Source organism: Pseudomonas sp. B111 (assembly GCF_026428275.1).
GTDB lineage: Bacteria > Pseudomonadota > Gammaproteobacteria > Pseudomonadales > Pseudomonadaceae > Pseudomonas > Pseudomonas aeruginosa.
On sequence record NZ_CP097857.1, the window covers coordinates 4135228 to 4148590 of the forward strand.

Here is a 13363-nt window from a genome sequence, read left to right on the forward strand (position 1 = left end):
AACCTAGGCCGATCCACGCGCCCCGCAAGGAAAGTCCGTGCCGACCCTATCACGCCGCCTGCTCTGGCCGCTGGCCATCCTTTTACTGGTTCTCGGCCGCCCGCTCGCGGCCGCCGACCTCTACTACCTCGGCCAGCGCATCCCGGACATCCAGAAACCCTGGGACAGCCACGACTACCAGGTGTTGATCGACGCCCTGAAGAAGATCGAGGAAACCCAGAAGAACGCCCTGCCGCGACGCAGCGGCGAATTCACCGGGCCGCTCTACCTGCGCATGGTCAGCGAGGAAAACTTCCGCCCGCAGCTGAACATCTACAGCCCCCTGGAGATCCGCCAGAACGAGGCCCGCGAAGTGCTGTTCAAGCTCAAGGAGCTGATGCGCCTGTACTTCGACTTCCGCGCCGCCAAGCAGCCCTACGGCGCCGAGGCGCTGGGCCTGATGAGCTACTCGCTGCGCGAGCAGTCGATCCTGTTCACCCTCACCGTCGAATTCTGGATGACCCTGTCCCAGGCCGAACAGCGCAACCCCGCGCGCCTGCAGGGCATGCAGGAAACCAAGGCGGCCGCGGCGATGCTCACCGGCAGCGCCCTCGACTACCTCGGCCTCACCGCCCAGTTCGAGCGCCAGGACCTGGTGCTCTACTCCGCCGAACTGGCCAAGGAAATGCCCGAGCTGTTCATCCACCTGCCCTCCCCGGTGCGCACCCAGTTGCTGGAACGCATCGCCGCTTTCGCCAAGGACCACCCTTACCCCGAGGTCCGCGACAACATGCGCGACCTGCAACCGGTGTTGCAGGCGATCCAGGCCGACGTGGAAAAACAGCTGGCGCCCGGGCGGAACGCCAAGGCACCGGACAAACCCCTGGACCTGAGCCCACCTCCGGAGGGGAAACCCAGCGGCGTCAAAGGTTTATGAGCGGCGGATTGGACTCTCGCAGCCCTTTGCCGTAGACTGGTCGTCGACCTGTCAAGGTTTTGGGGCCGATTAGGATTCGACGCCGGTAACAAAACTTGAGGGGCATGCCGAGCTGGTAGCAGAACTCGTAAATTCGCTGCTGCAAACTTATAGTTGCCAACGACGACAACTACGCTCTAGCTGCTTAATGCGGCTAGCAGTCGCTAGGGGATGCCTGTAAACCCGAAACGACTGTCAGATAGAACAGGATCGCCGCCAAGTTCGCTGTAGACGTAACGGCTAAAACTCATACAGCTCGCTCCAAGCACCCTGCCACTCGGGCGGCGCGGAGTTAACTCAGTAGAGCTGGCTAAGCATGTAGAACCGATAGCGGAGAGCTGGCGGACGGGGGTTCAAATCCCCCCGGCTCCACCAATCAAATCGTTAAGTCTTTGATTTTTAAGACTTAACTGATCAAGGGGTTCAAACCGAGTCTGGAAATTTCTCGCAAATTTCCAATTACGACGAGGTTGAACCCCATGATCCATCTCTCTCATTACCTGTACCGCGACCACGCAGATCGCCTGACCTTCCGGCTGATCCTGCCCAGCCTCCTGCAACAACGTTTTCCTTCCGTGGGCCGCGAAATTCGCTGGTCGCTCGACGGTGTCCCGCTGGACGACGCTCGGGAGCTGGCCCTGAATCTCGCTCGGCGCATTCGCGATTTGCGCTTCCGTCTGGGCGACATCAAGACCGCCGAAGGCCTGCAGCAGGAACTCCAGCGGATTCAAGGCTCGATTCCGCCGCTGAGCCGTCAGAGTGCCCCCAGCCCGGCCGCGCGCCCCCACAGTTCGCAGGTCGCCTGCCCGGTTCAGGACCTCAGCCTCAGTGTCGGTCGTCAACGCTTCGAACAACTGCGCCTGACGCCGACCTTCCTGTTGCGAGACCAGCAGCAGCTCACCTTGCAGGCACCCTTGCCGGAGCTGCTCGGGGCCGCCTATCCATTGATGCTGAAGACCCAGGTGTTCGACCTGCACACCCTGAATCCCCAGGAAGGCGAGCAGCGTGCCGCTTTCATCCTGCAAGGCCTGGCGGAGCTGAGCGAGCGACTTCAACATTGCCTGGATCGCGGTGAATGGCTGCCCCTCTACCAGGCCAGCTTCCATCTCGAGGCCCTGCGTCGCTACCTGCTTCCGGAACACGGCCTGCACTTTCACCATGACCCGCGCTGGCTGCCACTGCGCCCACAGGATTTGCGCGAGCGCGACCACGAGTACCTACGCCGTCTAGACGCCCCGGCCGGTTCCGACACACCGAGCCATCGGTTGCATCCAGCGACCGGCGGCGCACATCGGCTGGACATCAGCACGCCTCAACTGCTGCGCGAGCACTACCCCCAACTGCCGGATCAGTTGACCCTCGACCTGCACACACAGGATCTACACGAGGCTGTGCTGAAGGCGGGCTTTGTGCTGGAGCGCTTCGACTGGCTGACCGATCTGGTGAGGCAGGGCCAGCACTTTGGCGGAGGCATTCCAAGCCTGCACGAATTGCGTCTGCACGTGGAGGCAATTCGGGGCCGCTTGCGCACCGATGACGACCATCCCCAGCCTCCGCGCCCCACGCAACCCGACGCTGCCGCCTCAACGCGAGACGCCAGTTGGACCTTGCCCAGCGCGCACGCCGATACGGTGCCAGCCAATCCCCTCGGCGCATTGTTCGCCAATGGCTTCCAGCCCCGCAGCGAACAGCGCACTGAGGGCCAGATGAGTGTCCATCAACTGATGGAGCGCTACCGGCGCGAGCAGGAGCTGACCGGCCAGTGGTCCCATCAAGGCACGCGCTTTCTCAACTGCGCACGCCTGGAAGTAGTCTGCGAGCTGTTGGGGCCTACGCGCCCCATTGCGTCGATCACCACCGAAGACTTTCGCAATCTGCGCACTGTGCTGCTGATGTACCCCCGCAACCGCCGACAGATCAGCGAGCTGAACGACACACCGATCCACGTCCTGATCGCACAAGGGGGCTATGAAGCCATTCACGCCAAAACGGCGAAGAAGTACTTCGACCTGGCCAAGGGCATGTTTCGCTTCGCCTACGACAATGAGTGGATCGGCCGCGACATCGCGGGCCCGGTTCGGCTCAAGGAAATATCCCGGAAGAAGAGCAGCCGCATCCGCCGCGCCTACACGCAGCAGGAACTGCAGATGCTGTTCAACGGCCCGGTGTACACCGTCAGCGAGGTCCCGCGCTGGCGCATGGACAACTACAAGTTCTGGCTGCCGCTGCTCGGGCTGTTTACCGGCTCCCGGCTCAACGAACTCTGCCAACTCACCCTGGAGGATATTTGCCAGAGCCCCGGAGGTATCTGGGTCATACGCCACAACCTCAACCACCCGCACAAGCTGCTGAAGAACGCCAGCAGTGAGCGAGACATTCCGCTGCACTCGGTGCTCATCGAGAAAGGTTTTCTGGAGTTCGTCGCGCAACGCAGTGCCGAAGCCTCATCGCGCAAGGAGCTGCTGTTTCCCGAAATGCGCGCGGACATTCGCCGGGCTCACAGCCATCTCGCCTCGCGCTGGTTCTGTGGCGACCCGCAACGGGTCGGCTACTTACAGCAGTGTGGCTTTCCTCGACGCAATGGGCTCAGTTTCCATTCGCTACGCCACACCTTCGTCAACCAGTTGCGCCAGACCGGCGTGGACCAGCCACGTATTCAAGCGCTGACAGGGCATATCAATGACTCGACGACCGGGGAGTATGGCAATGGCTACAGCATGGAGCTCAAGCAGGAGACCATGGAGATGTTGCGCTTCCACCTCGACCTCAGCCATGTCAGCTATGAGCACTTTCAGGCCCTACAGAAACGCAGCTTTCGCCCCGGTCGCCCCACCTCGGCACGACACCTGACCAGTGCGATCCGAAACACCTCGCCGGCCGAGAAACCGGACAACCAGGCACTGGTGGATTGGCTGAAGCAACAACACGACCCACAGTAACCCGTCTGAATGCCAGGCGCCGGTCAGAGTGCCGGCGTCACCATCGACCGCATCCATGGGCTCAGCCCGCCTCCTTACGTTCCCCTTCACACAAAAAATTTCCTACCTATTGATTTTTCTACAACCTCCGCCAGCCGGAGGTTTAAAAATAATCAAGCATCGTTTTAACGCATATCGACATACAGCAACGCTCATACTCTCTTGACAGAGTTAAAACCGTTTCTATATTGGGGCCACAAGCTTGGTAGCCCCAGGCTTGGTCATAGAAAGAGTCTCCTTATGGCCTCACTTCGGAGCCAAGGAGTTGCAATGTCATGCACTAATACTCTGACCTTTACTGTCCCGCAACATAATACGCTCGACCCGCTCATGCTGGCCGCCACAATTCAAGCGCTGCTCAATAACCCTCAGCACTTGAACACCCTCCCCGGTCAGTCTCTACGAGAGACGGCAGCCCCACACAGCTCACCAGCTCCATCGCAGCAGGTCACGCTGCAGTATGCCGCCAACGCCATGGTTCATGAGTACGCCGCGCTTGGACATTGGGAGTACGGCTCCACCTACAAATACCGCTCACAACTGCAGCAAATCATTAACTTGCTGGGCCCTGATCGTCTGACGAGTTCCTTGTGTACGAGCGACCTCACTACGCTGAAAGACTCCCTGAAGTTCAAGAGCAAGAACTCCTTGTATCTACCTGCGATCGACTCCTCGCGGATTCACGATGCGAGCATTGAAGGCAATATCGGCGGCGAAACCATTTACCGCTACTTCAACCTGTTGAAGCGCTTCATCGTTTTTTGCCAGGAATCCAAGTATTCGCTCGGCCAGATAGATATGAGCGTAAAACTTGCCGGGCAATCCCCCAGTACGGACCACTACGCAACGTTCGACTCAACCGAGCTCCATGCGATCTTCAGCAGTCGTGTCTACACCACCGAACCGACCGATCGGTTCCGCTGGACGCCCTACAGTTATTACTTCTGGCTTCCATTGCTTGGCGTGTTCACGGGTGCACGCCCTGGTGAGCTGTGCCAACTGAATGCCGGTGACATCTTCGAAGAGTCCAGCCTCCCCGTCGTACGCATCACCGACAGAGGCCCCCTGCAGCGCCTGAAGACCGAAGCCAGCGCCCGGTCCATACCACTTCATCCTCAACTGATCGCCACAGGTTTCCTCGACTTCGTCGCCATGCGACGCCAGCAGGGCGGCCGATTCCAACCGCTGTTCCCCGAGTTGCCCTATGACCGGCGACATGGTCATGCCCGCGCGGCCTCCCGCTGGTTCAGTGGCCAAGGCAGCACTGACTTGGGTTACCTCAGCGCCTGCGGCCTCAGTAAAGGAATGGGCTACTGCCTCTACAGTTTTCGCCACACATTCATTGACCTACTGCGTAAAGCCGGGGTGCAGGAGATGATGATCAAGACGCTCGTCGGCCATGCCATGGAGGACGACATGACCATCAACTATGGCCAGAATTTCTCCCTGGCCCAACGATACGAGAAGCTTGCTCAACTTCATCTGGATATCGATCTCTCGCACGTCGCGTGGGAGAGCTACCAACGTCTCCAGCGGCTCAAACCGCATTGCCAGAAGAACAGGAGAGCTGCGTCTTAGTGCTGCTGCCGCCCATCACGCGGCCATTTCCAGGAGGCAACCCACCTCCTGGCTGTCAAAGGTTGGCTGCTTTAACGAGCGAGGCAGAACGTCCCCTGCAAAGCCGCCTACGACTCACGGAGCGGGCAATTCCGACTGGGGACGGGGTCGCCCATTCAGCAGCCCTTCATCGTGCTCATCCATGACCTGAGAACGTTGTATGGGTACAGCTCCCAGCATCCTGGGTGGGCCCCCTTCGCCCTTCAACTGCCGCAGCTGACTCGAAAGCTGCATTCCCATCGTTCTGGGAGCGAGCCTGACTCCACTACAGGACTGCAGATGTCCATCACGCCAGCAATCAAAACCAGGCAATGGGAAGGACACGCTGCCGATGTGCCCCCGAACGCTCGCCTGAAGCCCAATCTGCACCTGCTCTGCCAAGCCATCCATAACGTCGCGGCGCTCACATCCATAGTTCACGTGAACGAAGATATCGGTCACACCGTTCCGGGTGAACTGGATGGTCGGCTCGATTCCCCGTGCGCTCAGCACCAAGAGGTCCGCCTCAGTTACATTGACCAGATGCAGCCAGCTGTCAGCCGATGTGAGCGACAACTGCACATTGTAGCCCTGGCTGTTCAGCACCTGTAAGTTGGACCAAGCAGAGTGAACCTGCTCACTCGCAGTCAAATTGCAGAGTGGCTCGTTGCCGGGTCTAGCGCACGCGATACTCCACCGCGTAAACCTGCGATCCAGCTCCCATACCATGTCCATAATGGTCTGCAAGTCCTCGGTTTCGAGCGCAGAATGCACACCCTGGCGCAGCAAAGCCGCCTTCCCCAGGCGAGAGGCTCGGCGCATATAGGGCGTGAAGTGAGGCTCGGGACTCAGTCCTGCACCTGCGGATACGAGGACCTCAACACGGTTTTGAACTCCGTCAACATCGCTCGAAGCTCGCTCATTTCCGCCCTCATTTCCTGAACCTCGTTGCGCATCAACACACGCATTTCCTTGAGCAGCACCTGGTTCTCCAGTGCCAGTGATGTCATGCCCTGAAGCAACGGGTACATCGCCTCCGCCAGTTCCTCGCTGGTCGACACTTTCGCCCTCCGCATGGCATCCAACTTTACGGACAGGGCCAGAGACATCTCCTCCGTCCGGAGTTGGACCTCCTGCCGAGCCATCTCCTCGGCCATTTTCAGCTTGCTCATTCATCCACCATCCCAATCGAAATCTATCTGCTTCTGTTGGTTCATACCCCACAACCGAAATGCCACGCAGCGCCAGCTCGAACCACATCCGCCTGCGGAATACCTCACCTCCGGTAACACCTACTCGCTTCACCCCAAGCAGCCGAGAACGCTCGGCCATTGCCTCGTAAACAGATTGATGGGCGGATCTGGCAACGCACACCTTGGGCGACTCGATGAATGCGGTCCGTGTCGGCTTGTTCCTCCATACCCAATCGATGCGTTGATCACTGACAGGCTTGGCAATAAATCGCTTGAGCGTTGGAGGCTTCCCTTGTGGCAAAGCCGGTACGGAAGGATCGGCCTCCATGTGTATCGACCCCGGATCGACGGGATCAACCGCGAAAGGCCGTAGCAGGTGAAGATGCTGCGATGGCGCAAAGTTGAGCTGTTTGGCGAGCGCCGACCATGCGTAGCCCTTCCCCAGGTCACTTCCTTTCATAGGAAACCCATCCCCATACTGAAACGAGATTCCAGAGACTCGACCAGTACTCGCTATACGGGGGATTGGCGTGACACCGGCATCGAGCAGGCGCTGCCAGAAAACAGGAAATGGGGGATTTCCAGCCAACGCCACATCGACTATTTGCTGAAGCAACATTCGGTTTGAGGGCTGCCCGGTGCGAATGGCCATATTCAGCTCATTGCCCGTTGGCGACCTTTTCCGAGCCGGCTCCCCACCAGGCCGTCCAACGGTCACCTGATACAAGCCATGTTTCACTTCCAGCCGAGCTGCGGCAGCTTCCCAGAGTCGAAAATCCATGCGCGGATTCCAGATCCGTCCACCACGCTCGACGACAGAAAATACGATGTGGACATGCAGGTGAGCCTTATCACCATGCACGACATACATCGCCTGCCGATCTCCAGGAGCGACTTCAGCCATCGCTTCTTTAGCCAGCTCAATCGCCTGCTCGGCTGTCAATTGATCAGCCTTGTGCTCGGCATCGCCGGGGAAAAAACTCAACACGGAATGCACAAAATAGTCCTCCGGTGGCTTTTTCCCGCAGCGCTCCCGAGCAGTGAATTCCCACAGCGAAGCAGCCCACTGTTTCGCATAGCTGAGCGGTGTCTCGCCGGGCAACATCGGCAACGCGTTGATCGACTCATGCCGCAGCACGCGCTCATTTGACTTGCCCTTACGAGACAGCAGATACCGAACCAGGATGCGCAAATGTCGCTTCGAACGATGTTTGCGGACCTTAAAAATCATCCAGCAGCCCCCGCAGGGCACGCAGTTCGGCTGCGATTTCACGCAGTGCTGCGTCATCCACAAGCAGTCCAGCATTGGCCGAGTGAGCCAACTGATTGAGATTGTTGCCGATGCGAGACAAGTGATTGATCGACTCAGCGTCCCAGACTGGGATTGGCGGAATGATTTCGCGATCCAGCGCGGCCCGGACCAGCCAATCGGCAACGCTGAGATGGAGACCACGTGCTTTGGCGGTGATGATTTTCTTGTCGTGAGGAGTTATTCGGAGGCATAGCCTCGCTGTTTTTCTATCCATGATGAGCACCTTGTTATTATTTTTATGTCAATGCTATTGACGCATTAAGTACGCCTTTTCTTTTTCAAGCGAAGCGCCGAAAAAGCGAGCCGCGTGGGGAGGAACGAAGTGACGTACAACGCCTTTGCTCGCAATCGCGCGGCCTCAAATAAAGTATCTCACAGCTAAACCTACGAAAAACGCCGACAGGGAAACTTGGTCGTTTTCCAGGGAAATTCGGTAAGTTACCCTCAGGTTAGCCACCTTTTATGAGCGCACAGTCGTCGAGTGTCTTTCCCACTCAGGCCTTTCTTTTCCAAATTTGGACACCTAACGTCCGAATTCGGCCGTGCCATTCCGATTTCGGCCGCGCGTGGCCATACGCGGTGGTCGTCTGCCGTATTTGGCTCATTGCCACCGAAATCGCCGAAGAAAAACCGAATTGGGAAAGGAGGTGCCAATGGCTCAGCTACGTATGATCAACGAACCTGGACTGGTCGAGCAGGTGCAATCCAGCCTTTACGAGGCCGGAATGATCTCCCTGACCGAGGTCAGAGACTGCATCTCGAACCCCAGGATCCGGGATTTCTACGTGCGAGATCTCGACACCTCGGGTCTTCCGCTCGCCGGTATCAGTGCCCTGAGTGAAATCAGCATGCTGGCGGACAACTGGCAGAAAACCTATGCCATCAGCCTTGACGGCTGGCGAGACAGGCAGGGGTCGCTTCAGCTTGTCGATGGCTTCCACTTCCAGGACCCGAGCATCTCGATCGTACAGGTCTGGTACTGCGATCCACTAGAGATTCGCTCGCACGAACTGAACTGGCTGCTCGCACTGGCAGTGTCATTCACCGATTGCGAATTGCGTCGCTGCGAACGGACCTGCGGGGCGATGAACGAAGTACTCGTACCCCATGGCTTTGCGCTGGAGGACTCCTGGTTCTGAGGGCAGAACGAATCACCTAGCTCTTGAGTGAGGGCAACACTTATGGACAAAAACCTGGAATCCATCCTGTGCTCACGGTACCCCAAGCTTCTCCCTGCGCAGGGGCACGGATGCCTTCAGTTATTCGGCGTCGAATGCCACGACGGCTGGTTCGGCCTGATTTACGCGGCATGCAATTTGATACAGCAGCACATCGATTGCATAGGCTCAGAACAGGCCATTGCCTCACAGATAAAGGAAAAATTTGGCGGGCTTCGCTTTTACCACCACGGAGGGGATGACTACGTCACGGCGATAGTAGACCTTGTGGAGCAACTATCAGTGTCAGTTTGCGAGCTATGCGGGGCCCCGGGCTGCATCCACGAGCGGGATGGCTGGCTCGGCGCTCGTTGCCAACTGCATGAGCAATACAATGAAACACCACCGCCAGATTCGAGCGCCTGGCTCAGGCGGGGGGAGTCGCTGACTGAGGTACTGAAGGCAGCACTCGTGCTCTTCGCCTTCAACTCAAGCCAAACATCCCGCTGGTTGGCATCTCCGGCGAGAGCCTTCGATATGAAATCCCCTGTCGAACAACTGCAAGAGCACAACGGCTTTCGTGATGTGATGACTCTGATCGGGCGGATTGAGTATGGAGTGCTCCGGTAATCGAATCCGCGTGGCCAACCATCAGCTCAACACCAACCAGACTGGACCGGTTGGCGTCGCATAGCTGTCACGAAGCAATGCCGGCGCCAAGGGATGACTGCCCCGGGTGTCTGCTACACCATGGGCTTCTGACCTTGGCCTCGCTTTATTAGCTCTATTGCGTTGATTAGCTGTACAGCTAATCAATCTGGATTACAAAATCTGCGATGGCACACTCCGTGGATAGACACCAGCAGTCCCACTTCGAACGAGAGATGCTTGAGCTAGTCCGGCAGGCCCTGACAGAGGCTTTCGGCAGAAGCGTTCAAGCAGAATCCAGATCCACGATCATTACCTCTGCTCACTCCGTTAGCCTGCTCAAGATCGACTGGGATGGGGAACCCGCATTTGTTGCGATTGAGGTCATCCGAACTGCCTATCCCCGAGATATCCATGGGGTGCTGTGGCGCCTTGATACACTAGAGTTGTGCCCAGGAAGGGCAAAGCCAGGGACTCTCATAAAGCTGATCGCCGCTGCGCACCTCAGCCCCGGAGCGAAGTCAGCACTCAAAGACAAGGGCTACGCCTTCTTCGAACGCAGCGGAAGTCTTTTTCTGCGTACGGAAAAAATGCTCATCAATATCGAGTTCCCGTCCACGTCGTCAGCCCGTTCACACTCCGTTGATCTATTCACAGAAGCCCGTGAAAGGGCTGTACATGGACTGCTCAAAAACGCCTCTCAATGGATGGCAGGCGCAGACCTCGCAGAGCAAGCACGGACCTCCACATACACCTGTTCCGTCGTGCTACAGGAACTGGAACGTCGAGAGTGGTGCGAATCTCAAGGTGCAGGTCGAACTAAACGGCGGAGGCTCGTTCAGCCTGGAAAGCTTCTGGATGAGTGGGCTGAACATTGGCGGCAGCGAGACGTAAACAGGAGCCGCTGGTACATCTTCGTCGAACATCCTCGCCTGCTGATCGATCGGCTTAGCGAGCTGGTAAAGGAATCTGGCGTTGACTTTCCTTGGGCCTTTACCGGGGCAGCGGCAGCAAACATCTACGCCCCTTTGCTCACCCATGTTGATTCAGCTGAAATCATCGTTCCACCTGGGTATGCGACTATTCTGGGGACAACACTTAATATGAAACCCGCGCCGAAAGGCAGCAACGTCACGATCGTCGAGCGTGGTGGCGCCAGCCTGCAGTTTCGAGAGTGCTCCCCCTTGCATCCCCCCTACTTCGCCGGTCCATATATCCAGTACCTCGATCTGCTCGATGGGCGTGGAAGAAATAAAGAACTGGCAATCCATCTCAGAGAAAGACTGGAGCAGAAATGGGTGACAGTAAGCCTGTAATCTGGAAAACATCATCACGAGGTTTCAATCCACGCCCTCTCGCACGGAGTGCGACCAAAGCTCGATGCTCAGAAGGCCTAGGCAGTCTCCCAAACATGTTTTCAACGTGCGATTCGAAACGCAACGCCTCGCCCTTGGTCTTGAAGGTCTTCCGGAACCGCTTCACTGGCGATACCCGAACGTCGACCGTCCAACGTCCGTCTTCCAGCTTCGTGATCGCCACTAGACAGCCCTCCCCCAACGAAGATTTCGCTCTTCAAGGAGGTCTTTCACGTGCTTATAGATCGCGTCGAGGTCCTTTCCCTTTGCGGCGTAATGGTCGCGAATGACGGGCCAGCATTCCCATTCCTGAAGTCTGGCCATCACCCGTGAAGACCAGTACGCCATCCTCAACGGCTGGCTCAATCATGCCGAGAATCTGGAGCTGGAAGTCACTGGAGTACGGCAACCGGACGGCAGCATTAGCCGTTCAGCGCTGGAGCAAGCGAAAAGCATCTTCAGGAGCGAGGTTTACAGCAAGCATGAGGAGTTGGCCGAGCGCTCAGCCGGCACCCAGGCAACCGCTAGCAGCAAACCCCAACCGAGCGTTGCCCCCTCAAGCCCCCAGCTCACCCTAGTGCAACTGCATGCACTCCAGCAGATCGATGCGGAAGAGCTGGAGGGGCCGCTTACCAGTCGAACCCGAGATGAGTATGAGCGCTATGTGGAGCGAATCATTCGGCTGCCGCGGGGCGCTACAGGAGTCGAAAATTCTGTGATGGCGCCTCCATGATGGGGGGCAACAATGCCAGTCAGGCCACGCAGATGGTTAGCAGGAATGGAGGGGTAATCGGCATCCCCGGTAAGCAGAACCTTTTCAGGGCGGTGTTCCAGTTTAGCCAAGAGGGCAAGTGATTCATTGTTCCTCAGGTAGGCTGCGCTGGACTCGCGCCGTTGCGACGGGCTGCAACGTACGACGGTGTAGTGGGTGAAGTCCAGCCTGGCTCGTTTGGCCGGCCAAAAAGTCAGAGCGGGGCTGCCGTCGGAAAGGGTGGTGCGGCTCAGCGTCAAAACGAAGTGGATGTGACTTGGGCCAAGTTTGTGTCGGTGACACCGCGGACGCCGCATCAGCCAGGGCCTGCGAAGGGCCTCATCCTTGTACTTGACGACTGAGCGCCAATGGCAACGCTGTGGGTCAAACAGAGCTCGTCCGGAGTGGAACGCAAATCCCCAGTGGTCCCAATCGAGATGAGACAGAATGACTGGCTGGGACCGCTGCCTCGGCGAGCTGGAATAAAGGGATTGAACGGCCCGGGCAGACGGCGAGACTTACCATTAAAGGACAGCGGCCAACCGAGATCGAAGAAAACAACGGGATGCTCAAACGCGTCTACCAAGGCGCAGAAGTTCTGCCTGCCCCACATCGTAGACAGCTACGCCGCGAATTTTTCCTCCACAGTCGAAGACGACCAGGCTCGAAGCGTTAGCGTCGGCAACGGCCGGCAACTCAGCGAGCGCTGCGAGCGCATTCAAATTGCGCTTCGCCACCGAAGTGGATTTTACCTTCACCCAAAATGACGTTCGAGCACCGTCTTCATCCCCTTCGAAGGAAATCGCCGAGGCTTCGAAACTGTCTTCTTCGCCAAAGCGATCGGTTCCAATCGACAGTTCGAGCCAGCCGGGACTGTCCACCAAGGCCTCGGCTCGCTCCGACTCCAGAGTGGCCGTCAGCAGGAAAACTGGGAAGTGATGATCCAGATCTTCGACAACCCTTTCGCGCTCGAGCGTTTTGAGGGCTGTGGCGGCGGATTTGGGTATAGCGTCAATGACCACGGTGGCGAGATCACCGGGGGCCTCGGAATCACTAACGACGGTTTCGAATGAAGCGTAATAGTCGACCCATCGGGTTTTTCCCCTACCCCAGCTTTCCATGCTGCTGTCTGTTCCTTGAAATATATTGAGCGGACGCCGGATTACCGAATGAGGCCTGAGCGACTCCGAACCAGGCTGGGTGCGATGGTATCGTGGGGTAAGGCATTACGCCACCATCAGATTACTCAGCACGCAGTTCAGGACCAATCCGTGCCAGTCCATCGACACACGTTTCTCAGCGAATACTTCCGAGAAGCAAAGCTTGTTCCGGGCGGGGGAGTTCGCCTTTGCATGATTTCAACGTCGCATGTGGATGGCGAACAGCGATTGTAGAAGGCGCGCATTTACCAGGTCATT

At 57.9% G+C, this 13363-nt stretch carries 9 protein-coding genes and 1 other RNA gene; 7 read left to right on the forward strand and 3 right to left on the reverse strand.

The window, feature by feature from the left end:
* Positions 1 to 37 precede the first annotated feature (37 nt).
* The 4 genes from M6E97_RS19270 (at position 38) to M6E97_RS19285 (ending at position 5511) form a co-directional block, all read left to right on the forward strand.
* Entirely contained in the window at positions 38 to 916 is an 879-nt protein-coding gene (locus M6E97_RS19270) for a hypothetical protein (protein WP_021264318.1), read from the forward strand.
* Between the two features lie 61 nt (positions 917 to 977).
* Positions 978 to 1330: a transfer-messenger RNA gene (gene ssrA / locus M6E97_RS19275) on the forward strand.
* A gap of 104 nt (positions 1331 to 1434) precedes the next feature.
* Complete coding sequence (locus M6E97_RS19280; RefSeq protein WP_049311127.1) at positions 1435 to 3894, forward strand: site-specific integrase; 2460 nt, start codon at positions 1435 to 1437, stop codon at positions 3892 to 3894.
* Between the two features lie 309 nt (positions 3895 to 4203).
* Positions 4204 to 5511 carry a site-specific integrase gene (locus tag M6E97_RS19285; protein WP_049311128.1) on the forward strand — a complete coding sequence of 436 codons (1308 nt, stop codon included), beginning with the start codon at positions 4204 to 4206 and terminating at the stop codon, positions 5509 to 5511.
* 114 nt (positions 5512 to 5625) lie between these two features.
* On the opposite strand, the gene M6E97_RS19290 is transcribed toward M6E97_RS19285, so the two are convergent.
* Both M6E97_RS19290 and M6E97_RS19295 read right to left on the reverse strand, forming a co-directional pair.
* Positions 5626 to 7953 carry a relaxase/mobilization nuclease domain-containing protein gene (locus tag M6E97_RS19290; protein ID WP_161802122.1) on the reverse strand — a complete coding sequence of 776 codons (2328 nt, stop codon included), beginning with the start codon at positions 7951 to 7953 and terminating at the stop codon, positions 5626 to 5628.
* Entirely contained in the window at positions 7943 to 8248 is a 306-nt protein-coding gene (locus M6E97_RS19295) for a MobC family plasmid mobilization relaxosome protein (RefSeq protein WP_071534427.1), read from the reverse strand. The genes M6E97_RS19290 and M6E97_RS19295 overlap by 11 nt, the downstream gene beginning before the upstream one ends.
* A 439-nt stretch (positions 8249 to 8687) precedes the next feature.
* Between M6E97_RS19295 and M6E97_RS19300 the strand changes: the two genes are divergently transcribed.
* The 3 genes from M6E97_RS19300 (at position 8688) to M6E97_RS19310 (ending at position 11155) form a co-directional block, all read left to right on the forward strand.
* On the forward strand, positions 8688 to 9173 hold the full coding sequence (locus M6E97_RS19300) for a hypothetical protein (RefSeq protein ID WP_049311133.1): 486 nt from the start codon (positions 8688 to 8690) through the stop codon (positions 9171 to 9173).
* Between the two features lie 42 nt (positions 9174 to 9215).
* Positions 9216 to 9821, forward strand: coding sequence for an MbcA/ParS/Xre antitoxin family protein (locus M6E97_RS19305; RefSeq protein WP_049311134.1), 606 nt, complete (start codon positions 9216 to 9218; stop codon positions 9819 to 9821).
* A gap of 254 nt (positions 9822 to 10075) precedes the next feature.
* On the forward strand, positions 10076 to 11155 hold the full coding sequence (locus M6E97_RS19310; RefSeq protein WP_071534430.1) for a type IV toxin-antitoxin system AbiEi family antitoxin: 1080 nt from the start codon (positions 10076 to 10078) through the stop codon (positions 11153 to 11155).
* Positions 11156 to 12514: 1359 nt separating this feature from the next.
* Here the strand turns inward: M6E97_RS19310 and M6E97_RS19320 are convergent.
* The gene (locus tag M6E97_RS19320; RefSeq protein WP_049311136.1) at positions 12515 to 13066 is read right to left on the reverse strand and encodes a hypothetical protein; all 552 of its coding nucleotides are present in this window, start codon (positions 13064 to 13066) and stop codon (positions 12515 to 12517) included.
* Between the last annotated feature and the right edge of the window lie 297 nt (positions 13067 to 13363).

Bases quoted from the DNA above. Each gene is read 5' to 3' on its own strand.
- M6E97_RS19280 (WP_049311127.1), top strand. From the start codon at position 1,435: ATGATCCATCTCTCTCATTACCTGTACCGCGACCACGCAGATCGCCTG.
- M6E97_RS19285 (WP_049311128.1), top strand. From the start codon at position 4,204: ATGTCATGCACTAATACTCTGACCTTTACTGTCCCGCAACATAATACG.
- M6E97_RS19290 (WP_161802122.1), bottom strand. From the start codon at position 7,953: ATGATTTTTAAGGTCCGCAAACATCGTTCGAAGCGACATTTGCGCATC.
- M6E97_RS19295 (WP_071534427.1), bottom strand. From the start codon at position 8,248: ATGGATAGAAAAACAGCGAGGCTATGCCTCCGAATAACTCCTCACGAC.
- M6E97_RS19300 (WP_049311133.1), top strand. From the start codon at position 8,688: ATGGCTCAGCTACGTATGATCAACGAACCTGGACTGGTCGAGCAGGTG.
- M6E97_RS19305 (WP_049311134.1), top strand. From the start codon at position 9,216: ATGGACAAAAACCTGGAATCCATCCTGTGCTCACGGTACCCCAAGCTT.
- M6E97_RS19310 (WP_071534430.1), top strand. From the start codon at position 10,076: ATGCTTGAGCTAGTCCGGCAGGCCCTGACAGAGGCTTTCGGCAGAAGC.
- M6E97_RS19320 (WP_049311136.1), bottom strand. From the start codon at position 13,066: ATGGAAAGCTGGGGTAGGGGAAAAACCCGATGGGTCGACTATTACGCT.